18 protein-coding genes and 2 pseudogenes are annotated in these 18,008 nt (G+C 40.8%); 19 read left to right on the plus strand and 1 reads right to left on the minus strand.

Annotated features, from left to right (window positions below; translation table 11 throughout):
• The 12 genes from hypD (at position 1) to PGR14_RS05735 (ending at position 11,619) form a co-directional block, all read left to right on the plus strand.
• Positions 1–2,373, plus strand: a complete 2,373-nt coding sequence (gene hypD / locus PGR14_RS05680) for a trans-4-hydroxy-L-proline dehydratase (protein ID WP_055246705.1) — start codon at positions 1–3, stop codon at positions 2,371–2,373.
• Between the two features lie 187 nt (positions 2,374–2,560).
• A complete protein-coding gene (locus PGR14_RS05685; protein ID WP_055246703.1) occupies positions 2,561–2,977 on the plus strand; it encodes a Fur family transcriptional regulator in 417 nt (138 codons plus the stop codon).
• A 42-nt stretch (positions 2,978–3,019) separates the two neighbouring features.
• A complete protein-coding gene (locus PGR14_RS05690; protein ID WP_055246701.1) occupies positions 3,020–3,319 on the plus strand; it encodes a hypothetical protein in 300 nt (99 codons plus the stop codon).
• A 93-nt stretch (positions 3,320–3,412) separates the two neighbouring features.
• Positions 3,413–3,643 (plus strand): metal ABC transporter substrate-binding protein, encoded by a 231-nt coding sequence (locus PGR14_RS05695; protein WP_055246699.1) that lies wholly within the window; start codon positions 3,413–3,415, stop codon positions 3,641–3,643.
• Positions 3,644–3,818: 175 nt separating this feature from the next.
• The gene (locus PGR14_RS05700) at positions 3,819–4,901 is read left to right on the plus strand and encodes a YibE/F family protein (RefSeq protein ID WP_055157331.1); all 1,083 of its coding nucleotides are present in this window, start codon (positions 3,819–3,821) and stop codon (positions 4,899–4,901) included.
• On the plus strand, positions 4,895–5,665 hold the full coding sequence (locus PGR14_RS05705) for a YibE/F family protein (RefSeq protein WP_055246697.1): 771 nt from the start codon (positions 4,895–4,897) through the stop codon (positions 5,663–5,665). Before PGR14_RS05700 ends, PGR14_RS05705 begins: the two co-directional genes overlap by 7 nt.
• Positions 5,666–5,791: 126 nt before the next feature.
• On the plus strand, positions 5,792–6,259 hold the full coding sequence (locus tag PGR14_RS05710) for a MarR family winged helix-turn-helix transcriptional regulator (protein ID WP_055246695.1): 468 nt from the start codon (positions 5,792–5,794) through the stop codon (positions 6,257–6,259).
• Complete coding sequence (locus tag PGR14_RS05715) at positions 6,256–8,007, plus strand: ABC transporter ATP-binding protein (protein WP_055246693.1); 1,752 nt, start codon at positions 6,256–6,258, stop codon at positions 8,005–8,007. The genes PGR14_RS05710 and PGR14_RS05715 overlap by 4 nt, the downstream gene beginning before the upstream one ends.
• Positions 8,007–9,902, plus strand: a complete 1,896-nt coding sequence (locus PGR14_RS05720; protein ID WP_008374550.1) for an ABC transporter ATP-binding protein — start codon at positions 8,007–8,009, stop codon at positions 9,900–9,902. Before PGR14_RS05715 ends, PGR14_RS05720 begins: the two co-directional genes overlap by 1 nt.
• A gap of 310 nt (positions 9,903–10,212) precedes the next feature.
• On the plus strand, positions 10,213–11,088 hold the full coding sequence (locus PGR14_RS05725; protein WP_055157237.1) for a YitT family protein: 876 nt from the start codon (positions 10,213–10,215) through the stop codon (positions 11,086–11,088).
• A gap of 80 nt (positions 11,089–11,168) precedes the next feature.
• A complete protein-coding gene (locus tag PGR14_RS05730) occupies positions 11,169–11,432 on the plus strand; it encodes a type II toxin-antitoxin system prevent-host-death family antitoxin (protein WP_055246691.1) in 264 nt (87 codons plus the stop codon).
• A gap of 13 nt (positions 11,433–11,445) precedes the next feature.
• Positions 11,446–11,619, plus strand: coding sequence for a type II toxin-antitoxin system RelE/ParE family toxin (locus tag PGR14_RS05735; protein WP_156330660.1), 174 nt, complete (start codon positions 11,446–11,448; stop codon positions 11,617–11,619).
• A 236-nt stretch (positions 11,620–11,855) separates the two neighbouring features.
• Here PGR14_RS05735 and PGR14_RS16390 read toward each other — a convergent pair whose 3' ends face one another.
• Complete coding sequence (locus PGR14_RS16390) at positions 11,856–12,089, minus strand: relaxase/mobilization nuclease domain-containing protein (protein ID WP_172676575.1); 234 nt, start codon at positions 12,087–12,089, stop codon at positions 11,856–11,858.
• A gap of 245 nt (positions 12,090–12,334) precedes the next feature.
• Here PGR14_RS16390 and PGR14_RS05740 point away from each other — a divergent pair, with 245 nt between their 5' ends.
• The 7 genes and pseudogenes from PGR14_RS05740 (at position 12,335) to PGR14_RS05770 (ending at position 17,996) form a co-directional block, all read left to right on the plus strand.
• On the plus strand, positions 12,335–13,786 hold the full coding sequence (locus PGR14_RS05740) for an alanine/glycine:cation symporter family protein (RefSeq protein WP_055246689.1): 1,452 nt from the start codon (positions 12,335–12,337) through the stop codon (positions 13,784–13,786).
• 3 nt (positions 13,787–13,789) lie between these two features.
• Positions 13,790–15,400 (plus strand): amidohydrolase, encoded by a 1,611-nt coding sequence (locus PGR14_RS05745; RefSeq protein ID WP_055246688.1) that lies wholly within the window; start codon positions 13,790–13,792, stop codon positions 15,398–15,400.
• A gap of 233 nt (positions 15,401–15,633) precedes the next feature.
• Positions 15,634–15,974: pseudogene (locus tag PGR14_RS16250) on the plus strand (nucleotidyltransferase domain-containing protein).
• A 27-nt stretch (positions 15,975–16,001) separates the two neighbouring features.
• A complete protein-coding gene (locus PGR14_RS05755; RefSeq protein ID WP_242859500.1) occupies positions 16,002–16,391 on the plus strand; it encodes a HEPN domain-containing protein in 390 nt (129 codons plus the stop codon).
• A gap of 1 nt (position 16,392) precedes the next feature.
• Complete coding sequence (locus PGR14_RS05760; RefSeq protein ID WP_270223125.1) at positions 16,393–16,527, plus strand: hypothetical protein; 135 nt, start codon at positions 16,393–16,395, stop codon at positions 16,525–16,527.
• A gap of 184 nt (positions 16,528–16,711) precedes the next feature.
• A pseudogene (locus PGR14_RS05765) lies at positions 16,712–16,981 on the plus strand (DEAD/DEAH box helicase family protein); the annotation flags it as partial.
• A 307-nt stretch (positions 16,982–17,288) separates the two neighbouring features.
• Entirely contained in the window at positions 17,289–17,996 is a 708-nt protein-coding gene (locus PGR14_RS05770; RefSeq protein WP_270223126.1) for a hypothetical protein, read from the plus strand.
• Positions 17,997–18,008 lie beyond the last annotated feature (12 nt).

The following is an 18,008-nucleotide window of genomic DNA, read 5'->3' on the forward strand; positions in this document are numbered from 1 at the left end:
ATGGCAAGAGGCATGAATGAAAGAATTCAGAAGCTGAGAGAACTGAGTGTTACAACACCGGTTCACATTGATCTCGAAAGAGCAAGAATCGAGACAGATTTTTACAGAAAAAATGATGGAAAATATTCGATTCCGGTTATGAGAGCCATGGTATTAAAAGAATATTTTTCAAAGAAGACACTTTATCTGGGAGACGGTGAGCTGATCGTTGGTGAAAAAGGAAAAGATCCACAGGCGTCTCCTACATTCCCGGAACTTTGCTGCCACAGCAAAGAAGATATGGTAGTTATGAGTGAACGTGATCTCGTATCTTTCCATACAACAGAAGAAGATCGTGAGATCCAGGAGAAGGAAATCATTCCTTACTGGTCAGGACGAAGCATGAGAGAGAAGATCCTTGCAGCTATGACTCCGGAATGGAATGACTGCTATTCAGCAGGTATGTTCACAGAGTTCATGGAACAGAGAGGACCTGGACATACATGCGGTGGTGAACAGAACTTTAAAGTTGGATATCTGGAATACAAAGAAAAGATCAAAAAGACTATGGATGCGCTGGATTTCATGAATGATCCGGAAGCTACCGATAAAATGGAAGAACTCAAAGCGATGGATATTGCATGTGATGCAGTAATCATCCTTGGTGAGAGATATCACAAACTGGCTCTTGAAATGGCAGAAAAAGAAGCAGATCCTACTCGTAAGAAAGAATTAGAGCAGATCGCAGCCAACCTGGAAGTTGTACCGGCTCACAAACCGCAGACCTTCTGGCAGGCAATCCAGTTATACTGGTTTACACATCTTGCGGTTACAACAGAACTGAACCCATGGGATGCATTCAGTCCGGGACGTCTGGATCAGCATCTGATTTCTTATTATGAAGCAGATACAGAAGCAGGAATCCTTGATGACGAGAAAGCAAAAGAACTGCTTGAATGCTTATGGATCAAATTCTACAACCAGCCGGCACCGGTTAAGGTTGGTATTACCTTAAAAGAAAGTGCTACTTATGTAGACTTTGCGAATATCAATACAGGTGGAGTTACACCAGATGGTAAAGACGGTGTAAATGCAGTCAGCTACCTGATCCTTGACTGTATGGATGAGATGAAGCTTGTACAGCCGAACTCTAATGTAACCATCAGCAAGAAAACACCGGCACGTTTCCTTAAGAGAGCATGCGAAATCTCAAGAAAAGGATGGGGACAGCCAGCATTTTATAATACAGAAGCCCAGATCATGGAACTTGTCAATGCAGGTAAATCTCTGGAAGATGCCCGTCGTGGTGGATCTTCAGGTTGTGTAGAGACAGGAGCATGGGGAAGTGAAGCATATATCCTGACCGGTTATATGAATATTCCGAAGATTTTCCAGCTGACTCTTTACAACGGTTATGATGCAATGTCAGGCAAACAGCTCGGACTGAAGCTTGGTTATGCAAAAGATTTTAAGACATTTGATGAACTGTGGAATGCATTCAAGAAACAGATGAAGCATTTCATCGATATCAAGATCCGTGGAAACAACGTAATCGAGAGATTATATGCAGAAAATATGCCGGCACCGTGTCTTTCCGTTGTAACAAACGACTGCATCAGTAATGCAAAAGACTACAATGCAGGTGGAGCAAGATACAACACCAACTACATTCAGGGTGTTGGTATCGGAACTGTTACAGACTGTATCGCAGCTGTTAAATACAATGTATATGATAAGAAGAACTTCACAATGGAAGAACTGGTCGAAGCAATGGATCATAACTTTGAAGGATACGATGCAATCTATCGTATGGTACACGATAAGACACCAAAATATGGTAATGATGATGACTACGCAGATGATCTGATGCAGGATGTATTCTATCTGTATCATGACCTGATCACAGGACGTCCGACTATGAGAGGTGGAAAGTACGGAGTTGATATGCTTCCTACAACCTGCCATGTTTACTTCGGAGATGTGATCGGAGCAACAGCTAACGGACGTAAAGCACACATCCCGGTTTCAGAAGGTATTTCACCGGAGAAATCCGCAGATGTGAACGGACCGACAGCAGTTATCAAATCCTGCGCTAAGATGGATCATCTTGCTACAGCAGGAACACTTCTGAATCAGAAGTTCACACCGGACGTTGTAGCAGGAGAGAAAGGTCTTGACAATATGGCAAGTCTGATCCGCAGCTACTTTGCAATGGATGGACATCATGTACAGTTCAACGTTATCGACAGAAAGACTCTGCAGGAAGCGCAGAAGCATCCAGAAGATTACAGAGATCTGATCGTGCGTGTTGCAGGATACAGTGATTTCTTCCGTAACTTAAGCAAACCGCTTCAGGATGAGATCATCAACCGTACAGAGCAGTCATTCGAATAGAAAATAACCAGAGAAATTGAAAAAGGTTAAATAAAGGAAGAGGCAGGAGCACCGCAATGCAGAGAGTAATCTGTGTGTGGTGCTTCTGTTTTTTTTGAACAATGAAAAACATTTTCAAATTTCATTGACATATAAAAATAATGTGATAAAATGAAAACGATTTCCAAATTGAAGGGAGGAGGTCAGTATGGCAAAAGCACCATATAAAACAAAACAAATGACCGAAATACTTACCTTCCTGAAATCGGTACAGGGAAGACATGTTACCGTGAATGAAATCTGCGATTTTTTCAGGGAAAAAGGGATTTCCGTCGGAACCACGACCATTTACCGTCATCTGGAGAAGATGGTGAAAGAAGGTCTGGCCGCGAAGTATGTAATAGACGGTTCGAGCAGTGCCTGTTTTGAATATATCGGAGATCATGGGGAAGAATATGAAAACTGCTATCATTGTAAATGTGAGAAATGTGGAAAGCTGATCCATTTACAGTGCAATGAGATAGAAAGCTTAAAACAGCATATGCAGCAGCATCATGATTTTCAGATGGATCCGCATCGTACTGTGTTTTACGGAATCTGCGGTGAATGCAGTAAGAAAGAATAAATAAAATTTATTAACAGATGAAATCTGGGAAAGGAGAAGGAGATGGATACAGGAAAGAAAAAAAGTATAGCAGCGGTTATATGTATTTTTCTTATATTTGTAACCTTTGCTTCTCTTTTTTATGTTGCCAGAGAGGAAGATCATAACTGTACGGGAAAGGACTGCCCGATCTGTGCCTGCGTTCATCAGGCAAAGCAGGTCCTTCGGAATCTGGGAACAACACCTGCAGTAGGATTTTTTGTCAGTCCGGTGATCTTTATCGCAGAAACTGTTATTTTGCCGGGGTTCTGGATCATTTTGTCGATTTCGTTAGTTCATCAAAAGGTAAGATTAAATGATTGAATAAAACTTTTTATAAAGCAGAAAGGGTATGAAAAGTCATACCTTTCCTTTGGATATGATGAGCATGTATGGCTGTCTGTAAAAAATGCAGAAGTGCTGAGTAAGGCAATTGCAGACGCGCTGGAAAAAGCAGACCCGGATCATAAGAATATTTATCAGGAGAATGCATCTGCATACAGTGAAAAGCTGAAAGACCCGGATGCTAAGTACCAGGAAGTTGTTGATGGCGCGTCACAAAAAACACTGCTGTTTGGCGATCGTTTTCCATTCCGTTATCTGGTAGATGATTACGGATTAAGCTATTATGCTGCACTTGTCGGATGAAGATTATCCGGAACAGGAAACAGAAATTATCGTTCAAGGAACGTTCGAGACATATAAAGAACCAAATGATGAGACTTTGTATTGCAGGATCACAGATGCGGATATGCAGATAAAAAAATAAGAAGAGAAAAGATGGATCATGAAGGAATACGGGAAAAAGATTAGCAGATATTTGATGAAAAACAAAAAAGGAAGATTTTATTGTGTGGCAGGTGTGTTATATCTGCTGGCAATTTTGTTTGTCATGAATGATGCCTGGCTGTATCAGACACCGATCGTGAAAGTGACAAAAGTGGTGACAATTGTAGAAGGGAAAAGCAAAAGTACACGTGGAACAGAAGAAACGAAATATAAGCAGAGTCTTTATGGCAAAATCATAAACGGAGAAGACAAAGGAAAAGAAGTCCGGATTGCCAATGAATACACAACAACAGAAATGGCTGACCAAAAATACCATAAAGGTGACCGGGTGTTTTATAAGGGATCATCGATCATTGGAGTAAAGCGGGATACGATGCTGGTTGTTATGCTTGGCTTCCTTGCACTTCTGCTCCTTGGGATTGCCGGACGGCAGGGCGGTTTGACGATCATAACAGCAATGATGAATATCCTGATTTTTGTGATCGGTTTCTGGACGGCGGATGACACATCGGAAATTCTAAGTGTATGTAGCAGACTGATCCTTTTTTTTGCAGTGGTAACGCTTGTTGGATTAAATGGAATCCACAGGAAAACTTTTGCCGCATTATTGACAACACTATGTGTCCTGCTTATGATCATGGGGATATTTGATCTTGTTATGCAGCATATGGAAGAACTGGATTATTCGACGATGGAATATCTGGGCAGTATTGATAATCCGGATGAAATTTTCCATGCAGAGATCCTGTTGTCAGGACTCGGTGCCATCATGGATGTGGCGGTTGCCATATCGGTGGCTTTAAGCGAGATTGTTGAGCAGAAACCGGAAGTAAAATTTGTGGAACTTTTCCGTTCGGGCAGAGAGATCGGATATGACATTATGGGAACAATGATCAATGTGCTGTTGTTTGTGTTTGGCTGCGGTCTGATCCCTACATGTTTGATCCGGATGAACAATGAGGTGCGTTTTGTTACCATTGTAAAATTGCATATTCCATGTGAATTATGCCGTTTCTTTGTAGAAAGTATCGGAATTGTACTGGCGATCCCAGTGTCTATTTTCATAACAGCAGTTATGATGAAACTATCTGTGAAAAAGAGGGAAAAAAGATGTTGATCATATTGGGACTGATTCTAATGATAGTAATAGTGCTTGTTGGAGGGGACAGAGGCGCCATGTCTCTGATCGCTCTGGCGGGAAATATTTTGTGCCTGAGTCTTGCAATCTGGCTTTATGCCGTCGGAGCACCCGTGTTTCTGGTTACTGCCGGTGCAGGAATTTTAATTTCCTGTATCACTTTGTTTTATCAAAATGGGACGAATATTAAAACCTGGAGTGCATTTCTTGCGGTTGCAATTACAATGTGTGTGTTATTTGCATTTATTTATCTGGTCGTATGGAAAAGCGGGGCGGGAGGCTTGAATGAGATCCAGGCAGCCGGAGAAGATGTTTTCTATTATAATATGAACCTGGATATCAGTATGCCCAAGGTTGCAACAGCCGTAATTGTACTCAGCACGTTAGGAGCTGTGATCGATATGGCACTGACAGTAACAACTTCCGTATATGAGGTGAAATGTCATAAGCCGGATATCAAAATGAACAAACTGGTTCAAAGTGGAATGAAGATTGGAAAAGATGTGATCGGAACAACGGTTAATACGTTATTGTTTGCATATCTGGGAGAATCGCTGTTGTTATTTGCGTATTTGAGAATGCAGAATTATTCCATTGAGTTGTTGCTTAACTCCAAAATTCTTTTTCAGAACTGTATTTCCATGATTTTTGGAGCAATTTCCTGCACAATGATAATGCCGGTTTCAGCGGTTTTGATCGCAAAAAACTGTGAGCTTTTTGATTGGATGGAAAATAGTAAATAGCAGGTTGACAGCAGGGAAATATCTGTGATAAACTTGTTTAGGATTAAACTGTTTACGGATGAACAATTTATTCGTGAACAGTTTTCTTTTTTTTGAAGAAGCAAAAAGTGGAAGGAGGAAAGTCATTTGTGTGAAGGATGTGAAGAGCGAATCCACGTAGGACATCAGGTGCACCGGATAGACCGTTCGATTTCAAAACTGCTGGAAATGCGTGTAAAAGAAGAAGGACTGGATGAGATTGCCCTGATGCATGGCTGGATCTTACGTTATCTATATGAACATCAGGATAAGGAAATTTATCAGAAAGATATAGAAAAGTATTTTGGTATCTGCCGTTCAGCGGTAACAAATATTATCCAGACTCTGGAGAAAAAAGGGTACATCTGCCGTGCATCGGTTGCAAATGATGCGCGTCTGAAAAAAGTAATGCTGACAGAAAAAGGACGGGAAAACCATGAAAAACTGGGAGAAATTTTTCAGAAAATGGATGCGCAGTTGGAAGAAGGCATTACAGAAGAAGAATTACATGCATTTATGCATGTGATCGATAAAGTTTATTACAATATGGGAAAAATGAAAGGAGAGAATTCATGATTCGGACTTTATTAAAAGAAGTAAAAGAATATAAAGCGGCATCGATCGCAACACCGTTTTTTATGATTCTGGAAGTATTGTTTGAGACATTGATTCCATTTCTGATGGCATCTATTATCGATAAGGGTGTCAATACCGGAGATATTCACCATATTTACAAAGTTGGTGGAATTATGATTGTGGCTGCATTTTGTGGCCTGCTTGCCGGAATGGCAGGAGGACGATACGGAGCAAAGGCTTCGACCGGGTTTGCGAAGAATTTGAGAAATAAGATGTTCGATCAGATCCAGACCTATTCGTTTGCAAATATTGATCATTTCAGTACAGCAGGTCTGGTTACACGTCTGACAACAGATGTGACCAATGTGCAGAATGCGTACCAGATGATGCTGCGTATGATGATGAGAGCACCGGCAAGTATGATCTGTGCAATGGTGATGGCATTTACGATCAATGCCAGACTGGCAAGTATTTACCTTGTGGCAGTTGTGATCCTGGGAGTGATCCTCTTCTTTATCATTCGTCATGCAACGGCTTATTTCCAGCAGGCATTTCCAAAATATGATGCTTTAAATGCATCCGTTCAGGAAAATGTATCTGCGATCCGTGTAGTAAAAGCATATGTAAGAGAAGAACAGGAAACAAGTAAATTTCAGTATGCAAGTAAGAATATTTACGATATTTTTGTAAGAGCAGAGAAAAATGTTATATGGAACTCACCGATTATGATGTTCACTGTTTATACCTGCATCATCCTGATCAGCTGGTTTGGTGCAAAGATGATCGTAGTGAAATCGTTGACAACAGGAGAGTTGATGAGTCTTCTTGCATACTGTATGAACATTCTGATGAGTCTGATGATGCTGTCTATGGTATTTGTCATGATTTCCATGAGTATGGCAAGTATGCAGCGTATAGCAGAAGTACTGGATGAAACCAGCGATATCCATAATCCGGAACATCCGCTTTATGAAGTGGAAGATGGAAGTATTTCATTTAAGAATGTAGATTTTGCTTACAAAAAAGACAGTGCAGAGAAAGTCCTGAAGAATATCAATCTGGACATCCATTCCGGTGAGACGATTGGCATCATTGGAGGAACCGGAAGTGCGAAGACGAGTCTGGTGAATCTGATCAGTCGTCTGTATGACGTGACAGGCGGAGAAATCCTGGTTGGCGGAAAGAATGTCAAGGATTATGATCTGGAAGTACTGAGAAACCAGGTATCTGTTGTATTGCAGAAAAATGTACTGTTTACCGGAAGTATTCTGGATAACTTGCGCTGGGGAAACAAAGAGGCGACCGATGAAGAATGTATGGAAGCATGTCGGCTTGCATGTGCAGATGAATTCATTGAGCGTTTCCCGGATAAATATAATACCCACATTGAGCAGGGAGGAAACAACGTATCCGGTGGTCAGAAGCAGAGACTGTGTATTGCAAGAGCACTGCTTAAGAAACCGAAGATCCTGATCCTGGATGACAGTACCAGTGCGGTAGATACTGCTACAGATGCAAAGATCCGCCGTGCATTCCGTGAAGAAATCCCGGATACAACAAAGCTGATCATTGCACAGCGTGTATCCAGTGTGCAGGATGCAGACCGTATCATCGTTATGGATGAAGGGCAGGTTCATGGATTTGGTACACACGAAGAATTGCTGAAGACCGATGAAATTTACCGCGAAGTATACGAATCGCAGACTCAGGGCGGAGGAGATTTTGATGAAAACGGAGGTGAAGCATAATGCCAAGACCGATGGGAAGACCACAGAATAAAGTGAAATATCCGGGGAAACTTTTGATGCGTCTGATAAACTACATTTTCCGTGATTATAAAATTCATTGTATTGCAGTATTTATCCTTATATTTGTAGGAGTTATCGCAAATGTGCAGGGAACGATGTTTACAAGAGATCTGATCGACAAATATATTACACCGTTCCTGCTGTCTGACGGTACACCGAACTTTTCACCGCTTGCACATGCAATTGAAAGGGTTGCGGTATTTTACGGAATCGGAATCGTTGCGACTTACGCATATAACCGTATCATGATCAATGTGACACAAGGAATGATGATGAATATGCGTAATGAGCTGTTTGAACATATGGAAAAGCTGCCGATCAAATATTTTGATACCCATGCACATGGTGATATCATGTCAATTTACACGAACGATATCGATACCCTGCGGCAGATGGTCAGCCAGAGTATTCCGCAGATCATCAACAGCGGATTTACGATCATCAGTGTATTTGTCAGTATGTTGATCTTAAATATTCCACTTACGGTTGTGACGATGATCATGGTTGCAATTATGATATTTGGTACCAAGAAAGCCGCCGGACAGAGTGGGAAATATTTCCTGGAACAGCAGAAAAATCTTGGAAAAGTCAATGGTTATATTGAAGAAATGATGAATGGACAGAAGGTTGTCAAGGTCTTCTGCCATGAGGAAGAAAGTAAGGCAGAATTTAAAGAGCTGAATGAGGCACTTTTTGTAAGCGCAGACCGTGCGAATACCTATGCAAACTACCTCGGACCTTTGAATGCGCAGATCGGAAATATCAGTTATGTAGTCTGTGCGATTGTCGGAGGTGCCCTTGCGCTGAATGGTGTGGGAGGATTTACACTGGGTGCACTGGCAAGCTTTCTGACATTCAATAAAAGCTTTAGTATGCCGATCAACCAGGTCAGCCAGCAGATGAATGCTATTGTAATGGCACTTGCAGGAGCAGAGCGTATCTTTACCCTTCTGGATGAGAAAGTGGAAGTAGATGACGGGTATGTGACTCTGGTCAATGTGAAAAAAGAAAATGGAAAACTTATAGAATGTAAGGAACATACCCGATGCTGGGCATGGAAGCATACACATCAGGCAGATGGTTCGGTAGATTATATTGAGCTTAAGGGAAATGTAGTATTTGATGGTGTGGATTTCGGGTACAATAATGATAAGATCGTGCTTCATGATGTGAAATTGTATGCAGAGCCAGGACAGAAAATTGCCTTTGTAGGTTCGACAGGAGCAGGAAAAACAACCATTACAAATCTGATTAACCGGTTTTATGATATTCAGGATGGAAAAATCCGCTACGATGGAATTAATATAAACAAGATTCGGAAAGCGGATCTGCGACGTTCCCTTGGAATTGTACTGCAGGATACACATCTGTTCACAGGAACGGTAAAAGACAATATCCGTTTTGGAAAACTGGATGCAACAGATGAAGAAATCTTTGCAGCAGCAGAATTGGCAAATGCAGATGGATTTATCCGCAGACTTCCGGAAGGATATGATACGGTCATCACCGGGGATGGGGCAAACTTAAGCCAGGGACAGAGACAGCTTCTTGCAATTGCCAGAGCAGCAGTTGCAGATCCGCCGGTACTGATCCTGGATGAGGCTACAAGCTCTATTGATACGCGTACTGAACGTATTATTCAGGAAAGCATGGACAGACTGATGCATGGACGTACTACGTTTGTGATCGCACACCGTCTGTCTACGGTTCGGAATTCCGACTGTATCATGGTCCTGGAACAGGGACGCATTATCGAAAGAGGTACCCATGACCAACTGATTTCAGAAAAGGGAAAATATTATCAGTTGTACACCGGGAATGCAATTGCTGAATAAGATTCAAAAGACAGGATGTTACTGTTCACAGTACCTGTGACCAGCAACGCATCTCGCCATTTTAAATCGCCTCTGGCGATGGGCCAGATGCCGTTCAAGATAAAACGTGCATCCTCCGTGCCAATCAGCGTAGTGATTGACACGGGAGTGAACAGTAACAACAGGATTCAACAAAATTTACATAAATTAAAAAATACTATCAATTTTTTTGTGCATACGCTATACTTGTATATATAGCACTGCAAGTCCTTCCGAGCAGAGAAGTAAAATAGCAGTTCTATAAAAATGTCATGATAGGGTAGGTTTGGGAATGAAAAAACAAATCAATTGCAAAGAAGTTGTATGGGAACTATTTACACTTACCGCTGCAGTGGCAATTATCGCTGCAGCGGTTTATTTCTTTCTGGTGCCGAGCCATGCATCGGTCAGCAGTATTTCCGGTCTTGGAATTATTCTTACGAATTTTATACCTTTACCGCTTTCAGTGATCACGATGGTCCTGAATGTTGTTCTTTTGATCATCGGATTCATAACATGTGGACGGGAATTTGGTACGAAAACCGTGTATACCAGTATCTTACTGCCGGTATTTATCGGTATTTTTGAACGGATTTTCCCGAATATCGGTTCCCTGACAAAAACCCAGGAACTGGATGTCCTCTGTTATGTTCTGGTAGTCAGTGTAGGACTCAGTATTCTCTTTAATATGAATGCTTCTTCCGGCGGACTTGATATTGTGGCTAAGATCATGAATAAATATCTGCACATCGAATTGGGGAAAGCCATGTCTTTAGCCGGTATGTGTGTGGCGCTTTCGGCAGCACTTGTATATGATAAGAAGACGGTGGTTTTAAGCGTTCTTGGTACTTATTTTAATGGGATGGTGGTAGACCATTTTATCTTCGGGCAGAATCTGAAACGAAGAGTGTGTATTATTACAAAGTATGAAGAAGAACTTCGGAATTTTATTCTGCATGAGCTTCATAGTGGAGCGACCATTTATGATGCCATCGGAGCGTACAATTTAGATAAAAGACACGAGATCATTACGATCGTAGATAAAAATGAGTATCAGAAACTCATGAATTACATCAATAATCTTGATCCGAAGGCTTTCATCACAGTGTACACGGTGGCAGACATGAGATACCAGCAGAAGGTTTTGGAAAATGAAGAAAGAAGTTAGTGATCTACTCCATCAGGTTTGCAAAATAATAAATGTACAATATTCTGTTATAATAATGTACAAAGAAAGGAGGAGTTACAATGCCAATAATAAAACCAATTACAGATTTAAGAAATACAAATGAAATATCTGAAATATGTCACAAACAACAGCAACCAGTATTTATTACAAAAAATGGTTATGGAGATTTAGTAGTTATGAGTATGGAAACTTATGAAGAATTACTCAGCACAAATCAGATTGATAAGGCAATTTTTGAAGCAGAACGGGAAGTCGCAGAAGGTGCAGAATTATTAGATGCACGTGAGGCATTGAGAGAACTCAGGAGGAAACATTTGGGATAAATATACCGTAAAAATGTTTCCACAGGCATATAGAGATATTGATAAGATATACGAGCAGGCACTTCTTGTTAGTAATTATGCTGATAATGCAATTGCACTGGCAGAAAAACTTAAAAAAGCAATTTTAAGTTTGGAAGAACAGCCATATCGAGGGGCAGAAAGAAAATATGGAAAAAGTGAGTTTTAGAATCAAGAAATCTCATTGAAATATAAAGGGTACTAAAAAACGTCACAATTTGTGGCGTTTTTTTAGTGCAGGAAAAAGGAGACCAAGAGTGTCAGAAATCAGATTTTCATCAAAGGAAAGAAGCTGATATCTTATTTGAAAAAAGAAAAGAACCATTTAATATTTATGAATATTGCAAAAAGTAGTAATTTTTTCTGTTAAAAAAGTCCTGAGGGATAATTTTATATAAACGGATATTATTCTAATAAGCGCAACGGATGATCCCCATACCACAAACGGTATGATTGTAGAACAAATTTAACATGGTTTCTGATAGCATAGAAATTATGCATATCACAGTTATAGAGCATACCATTAGTCAAATCTATTGTATTTACAAGAATATGGACGTGAAGATGACTGTTATTTTCATGAATCGAAAAGATAACCTGGTATTGAGCATTACAAAATTCAAACGGAAAAAGTAGCAATTCCTCCGGAACTGTGATATACTGTGATCGTTTGGAAGATTAGTGGACTGAAATGTAAGATCCCCAGAGCATGAAGTATAAAGAGGGCAGAAACGGGGCTCGCAGATATATGGCAGAAGAGCTGTATGTCGAGAACACCGGGTATCCGTATCTGACTTCATGTTCTGGGGATTTTTTATATTCTGTACGCGGATTTTCCGAATGTATGCAAAAGAAAAACAATAAAAAGGATAGGAGAGGAAAAGATGTTTGAATTATTTGAAAATCTGACCAATTGGCTCTGGGGACTGCCGCTGCTGATCACGATTCTCGCTACAGGCGTATATCTGACAGTACGTTCCGGTTTCTTCCAGTTCCGCCATTTTGGTTACATTGTGAAAAACATGTTCAGTAAAGAACGCCGTCAGGAAGGCGGAGACGACGGAAAGAGCCTGACACCGTTCCAGGCTATTTCCATTGCGATCGGCGGTACCGTTGGAGTATCCAACATGTCCGGTGTTGCAACAGCCATTGCAACAGGAGGACCTGGTGCATTATTCTGGCTCTGGATCGCGGCGCTTCTTGCTATGGTCATCAAGATGGCAGAGGTAACACTTGCTGTGTACTACAGAGAAAAACAGCCAAACGGTGAGTACCAGGGAGGCCCGACCTACTACATGCAGAAGGGTCTTGGCGGAGAGAAAAAGCTTCCCTTCTGGAAACTTTTTGCAGTACTGTTCGGCGGCTGTATTTTTATGACATGGTTCATCACCTTACAGAATTATACAGTATCAGAGGCTGTCGGAAGTACCTTCCACCTGCCGTACATCGTGCCGTCACTTCTGTATGTGGCAGCGATCTACCTGATCATCATTGGTGGTGTAAAGAAAGTCGGTGTGATCTCTTCCTATATGACACCGATCATGTGCATGCTTTACATTGTAGGATCTCTTGCAATACTGGTAATGAATTTTGACAAGCTGCCAGAAACCTTTGGACTGATCTTCAAGGGTGCATTTACAACACAGGCAGCAGTCGGCGGATTTATGGGAGCCGGTGTTGCAACAGCTATGCGTCTTGGATTTGCCCGTTCTGTATACAGCAACGAGGCAGGCTGGGGAACCTCACCTATGATCCATGCTTCCGCAAAAACAGACCATCCTGTAAAACAGGGACTGATGGGAGCATTTGAGGTATTTGCAGACACCATCGTAGTCTGCTCCATGACAGGTCTTGTTGTTATCACCACAGGCTACTGGAATTCAGGACTTCAGGGATCAGAGCTGACACTGACAGCATTTGAGTCCGGAATGGGCTCTGTTGCGAGAGCGCTGATCGCGATCAGTATTTTCCTTTTCGGACTGACAACATCAACCGGATGGTTCACCTATTACAGCGTGATCCTGAAGCACTGGCTGAAAAACAATCAGAAGGTTCTGAAGATCGCAGAGAAGGTTTTTATCCTTGGAACGCCATTATGGGGTCTTCTGGTCACAGTGCTTACTCTTTACGGAAACGGAACACCGGCACAGCTGTGGGTAATTGCAGACTTTACAACCGTATTCCCTACATTTGTAAATGTTGCCACATTATTTATCTTAAGTGGTACCTTCTTTAAGCTGCTGAAGGATTATAAGGCGCGTTACATGGGAATCGGAAAAGTAGACAAGGATATGGCACTTTTCTACGAGGATAAAAAAGAAAAAGAGGAAAAATAAACAGTGGATACGATTTTTTTTAACGGATGTATAAGAACACTGGATAACAGTGAAAAAGTGGCAGAGGCTGTGGGAATCGAAAATGGCCGGATCGTTTTTGTGGGAACTGATAAAGAAGCGGAAGCTTTTTCCTGCAAAAAACGGATTGACCTTAAGGGAAGGCTGATGCTGCCCGGTTTTGTGGATACACATATGCATATGTTGCATTATGCATTTGTGGAAAGATCTGTGAAACTGTTTGACTGCACAAGTGTTGAGGAAATGCTTGCTGCAGCAAAAAAAAGACTGGAGGAGAGTAAAGGTCAGAAGCTGACCTGGCTCTACTGCAGAGGCTGGAATGAGGAGCATTTTGATAAGCCGCGCTATCCGCATAAGGATGAGCTGGATGCACTCTCAACGGAAATTCCCATCATTATGGTGCGTGTCTGCGGGCACGTGGCTGTGTGCAACAGCTGTGGTCTGGAGCTTCTGAAAAAAATCCCGGAGTTTCCGGAGATTGAGAAGGAGGTTGATCTTGATACCGGACTTCTGAAGGAGAATGCAGTACAGTTTTATTCTTCCGTATTGGAAGCACCATCCCAGGAAGAAGTGGAAGGCTACATCAGATACAGTGCGAAGAAACTGAATGAATGTGGATTTACAGGTGTACAGTCCGATGATCTTGCCTCCCTTCCGGGAAAAAATTGGCGTCGGATCATGGCCTCCTACAAGGCACTGGATGCCAGAGGAGAGCTGAGTATCCGCCATTATGAGCAGTGCCTTTTTGAGCGGGCGGAGGATGCGAAGGCTTTTATCGAGGAAGGATATCGTACCGGGCAGAGGGGAGATCACTTTACTGTTGGACCGATGAAGCTGATACAGGATGGTTCCCTTGGTGCAAGAACAGCGGCCATGAATGAGCCTTACGAGGATTCGCCGGAAAATACCGGGATCATCACATTCAGTCAGGATGAGCTTGACGATCTATTTGCTTTTTTTGACCGGCATCAGATGCAGGCGGCGGTACACTGTATAGGCGATCGTGCCATGGATATGGTCATTGAGGCAGTTGCGAAATCTCCTTACCGGAAGGATAACAAAAAGGGCAGACATGGTATCGTGCATTGCCAGATCACCAATCCGCGTATTTTGCAGGGTATGAAAGACCAGGATCTGCTGGCATATATCCAGCCGGTATTTATCGATCTGGATATGAACACAGTGGAACCTGCCATCGGCGCACAACGTATGGATAAGGTGTATGCATGGAAGAGTATGCTGGATATGGGAATCCATACGTCCGGCGGCTCGGATGCTCCTGTGGTAAGCTTTGATGCAATGGAGAATATTTATTTTGCAGTTACCCGTAAAAATATCAGCGGTCAGCCACAGGAAGGCTGGATCCCATCCGAAAAAATATCCGTAGACGAAGCGGTGAAGCTTTTTACAAAAAACGCAGCTTACGCTTCCTATACAGAAGACGAGAACGGAACCATCGAAGTGGGAAAAAATGCGGACTTCGTAGTTCTCGAGAAGAATATCTATGAGATCGACCCGGATGAGATCAAGGCCACGAAAGTGGATATGACAGTTCTTGGCGGTGAGATCGTTTATGAGAGAGAAGTAGAAGAATAGCGGCAGTATAAAAAGAAAAAAGTGAGAGGCAGAGTCTGAGAGGAGCAGGCTCTGCTTTTTTTGATTTCAGTAAAAATATAGAACAAGATGTATACCATAACGGTGAACAAAATTCGTCGAAGAAAGCAGTAACATTGTTACATGGAAAATATTGATTGAGAAACGAGGGTAAACTGGTTATAATAAAATCAAGAAATTTATAGTATTATCAGCAGAAAATGAGGTGATGATGTATGCCAAAGATTATGCAGGATTTAATTAAACAGTATGTGGAAGCGGTCAAGAAGATTTATGGTTCCCATGTACGCCAGATAATCCTTTATGGTTCTTATGCAAGGGGGACTTCCGCCCGGATTCTGATGTAGACATTATGATCCTGGTGGATATATCAGATCTGGAATTAAAGGCATATGCACAACAGCTCTCGTACATGACCTATGACTTTAATATGGATCATGACACGGACATAAAGCCTATTGCAAAAAGTGAAGCACATTTTAACAAGTGGATTGTGAACTATCCATTTTATTCCAATATTCATAAAGAAGGGGTAGTTTTGTATGGAGCAGCATAATCAGGAATCGGTACTAGGCGGGATCTGGTGTTATATCGTCGGGAAACAGCCCGAAATGATCTGAAATCAGCAAGAGCATTATTTTTTATTGAAGATTATAAAGGAGCTAATAACGGAGCGTACTATTCCATCTTTCATGCAATTAATGCAGTACATGCTGTCAGCGGTAAAGCATATAAAAGACATAAAGATGCTGTGGCAAACTTCAATAAGGATTATGTGAAGACGTCTGTGTTTCCAAGGGAAATGGGAAGGAAAATCGGTCAGGCAGAAGAGATTTGCCATGCCAGCGATTATGATGATTTTTATATTGCAAGTAAAGAAGAATCAGAACGGCAGATTTCAGTTGCAGATGAATTTATAATTCTGGCAGAAAAATATTGTCTGGAACAGCTTGAAGAACAAAAGGAATACTGAAATGAACGAGGATGAAAAGATAACGGCATTCAGAGAACTGGTGAAATCAATTAAAGAAAATTCAAAATATCTATCAGAAGACTTCAATCCAGATACAGAGCTGGAAAAGGGAAAAAAGAAAAATATTCAGAAATAGTTTTTGAATAAATAATATAGAAAACGTATAAAGTACAGAACAAACATTCGCTTGTTCTGTACTTTTTTTACTCTGAATGATATACTGTAAAAGCAAGAATAATAAAGATAAAAACACTTTTTTTACGTGTAGTAATAGGCAGTATTTACATATCCACAAATTTCAGAATAACAAGGAGAAACGTATGGATCATTTCAAATTACACTCCGAATACAAACCAACAGGCGATCAGCCCCAGGCAATTGAAAAACTGGTCAAAGGCTTTCAAGAAGGCAACCAGTTCGAGACTTTGCTGGGTGTCACAGGTTCCGGTAAGACCTTCACCATGGCGAACGTCATCGCCCAGTTAAACAAGCCAACTTTGGTACTTGCGCACAATAAAACACTTGCAGCACAGCTGTACGGTGAGTTTAAGGAATTCTTCCCTGAGAACGCAGTGGAATATTTTGTCTCCTAGCATGAGAAAATCACAAAACAGGTAGTATTTTGTGGTATGTGGGTGGTTGAACATCCAGATGTTGTGGAAGTGGTAGTGGTGAGAGTACAGGTAAAAAGTAGGTGTATGAAGAGGTTTTGTGACTTTTTATCGCCTGCTTTTTTGATTATAGAATTTGAAAAAATTAGTGTATAGGGGTTGAAGAGTTGGTATAATAAAAACGTAGAAGCATATTTTGAAAGGAAGATTTATTAGATTGTGTATATAATAAATTGAAAGTTAATGAAATCATATGATAGAGAGAATATTCATTTGGAGGACTTTTATGGAAAAATATTTAAAAGAGTATCAAAATATTAATGAAAAATTTTCAGGTATTATTTCAGAATCACTAACAGGAAAAAATCTTCAAATGCATGCGAAAGCATCAAGGTTTGTTGAAGATTATAAACAGTGGATAGATTTTTTAGAAGATTCTTATGAAGTGGTAATCTATAAAGAGGCTTTAGCTGAGTATCAATCGATGTTATTGTTTTGGTGTATGGGATTATATAAACATGCATTTATTTCCTTGAGGAGTTATTTTGAAGCTACAATGTTTGGAATACAACTTTCAACCAATGAATTAAATTTTCGATTATGGAAATCAGAAACATTAGATTTATATTGGTCGCAAATAATGGATGATAATGAAGGAATATTTTCAAAAAAATTTGTACAAGCATTTGAACCATTATTTGCTGATGAAGCTTATGGGATGAAAGAGATAGCTAAGAGAGTTTATAGAGAGTGTTCGGAGTTTATTCATAACAATTATGGGGCAACATCTTTGTTGCCTAAGGCAACACAATTTAATCAAGCTATTTTTGAATTATTAGCTGATAAAGTAGAAAGTATCAATCAAGTTATTATTTTTGCATTAACAATGAGGTATGTGGAGGATATAATAGAAAGGGACAAATTATCTGAATTTGAAGAGGTAATTATGGATGAAATTGGTTATTTAGGATGTGCACAAGAAATATATAATTAAGGAGCTAATAGA

The sequence above is a fragment of the Coprococcus sp. AF99-45 genome (genome assembly GCF_027663865.1).
Taxonomy (GTDB): domain Bacteria; phylum Bacillota; class Clostridia; order Lachnospirales; family Lachnospiraceae; genus Allocoprococcus; species Allocoprococcus comes.

Coding starts and splice junctions, on each gene's coding strand:
- PGR14_RS05690 (WP_055246701.1), top strand. CDS start 3,020: ATGGATACAGGAAAGAAAAAAAGTATAGCAGCGGTTATATGTATTTTT.
- PGR14_RS05730 (WP_055246691.1), top strand. CDS start 11,169: ATGCCAATAATAAAACCAATTACAGATTTAAGAAATACAAATGAAATA.
- hypD (WP_055246705.1), top strand. CDS start 1: ATGGCAAGAGGCATGAATGAAAGAATTCAGAAGCTGAGAGAACTGAGT.
- PGR14_RS05735 (WP_156330660.1), top strand. CDS start 11,446: ATGTTTCCACAGGCATATAGAGATATTGATAAGATATACGAGCAGGCA.
- PGR14_RS05720 (WP_008374550.1), top strand. CDS start 8,007: ATGCCAAGACCGATGGGAAGACCACAGAATAAAGTGAAATATCCGGGG.
- PGR14_RS05705 (WP_055246697.1), top strand. CDS start 4,895: ATGTTGATCATATTGGGACTGATTCTAATGATAGTAATAGTGCTTGTT.
- PGR14_RS05740 (WP_055246689.1), top strand. CDS start 12,335: ATGTTTGAATTATTTGAAAATCTGACCAATTGGCTCTGGGGACTGCCG.
- PGR14_RS05700 (WP_055157331.1), top strand. CDS start 3,819: ATGAAAAACAAAAAAGGAAGATTTTATTGTGTGGCAGGTGTGTTATAT.
- PGR14_RS05715 (WP_055246693.1), top strand. CDS start 6,256: ATGATTCGGACTTTATTAAAAGAAGTAAAAGAATATAAAGCGGCATCG.
- PGR14_RS05725 (WP_055157237.1), top strand. CDS start 10,213: ATGAAAAAACAAATCAATTGCAAAGAAGTTGTATGGGAACTATTTACA.
- PGR14_RS05685 (WP_055246703.1), top strand. CDS start 2,561: ATGGCAAAAGCACCATATAAAACAAAACAAATGACCGAAATACTTACC.
- PGR14_RS05770 (WP_270223126.1), top strand. CDS start 17,289: ATGGAAAAATATTTAAAAGAGTATCAAAATATTAATGAAAAATTTTCA.
- PGR14_RS05760 (WP_270223125.1), top strand. CDS start 16,393: ATGAACGAGGATGAAAAGATAACGGCATTCAGAGAACTGGTGAAATCA.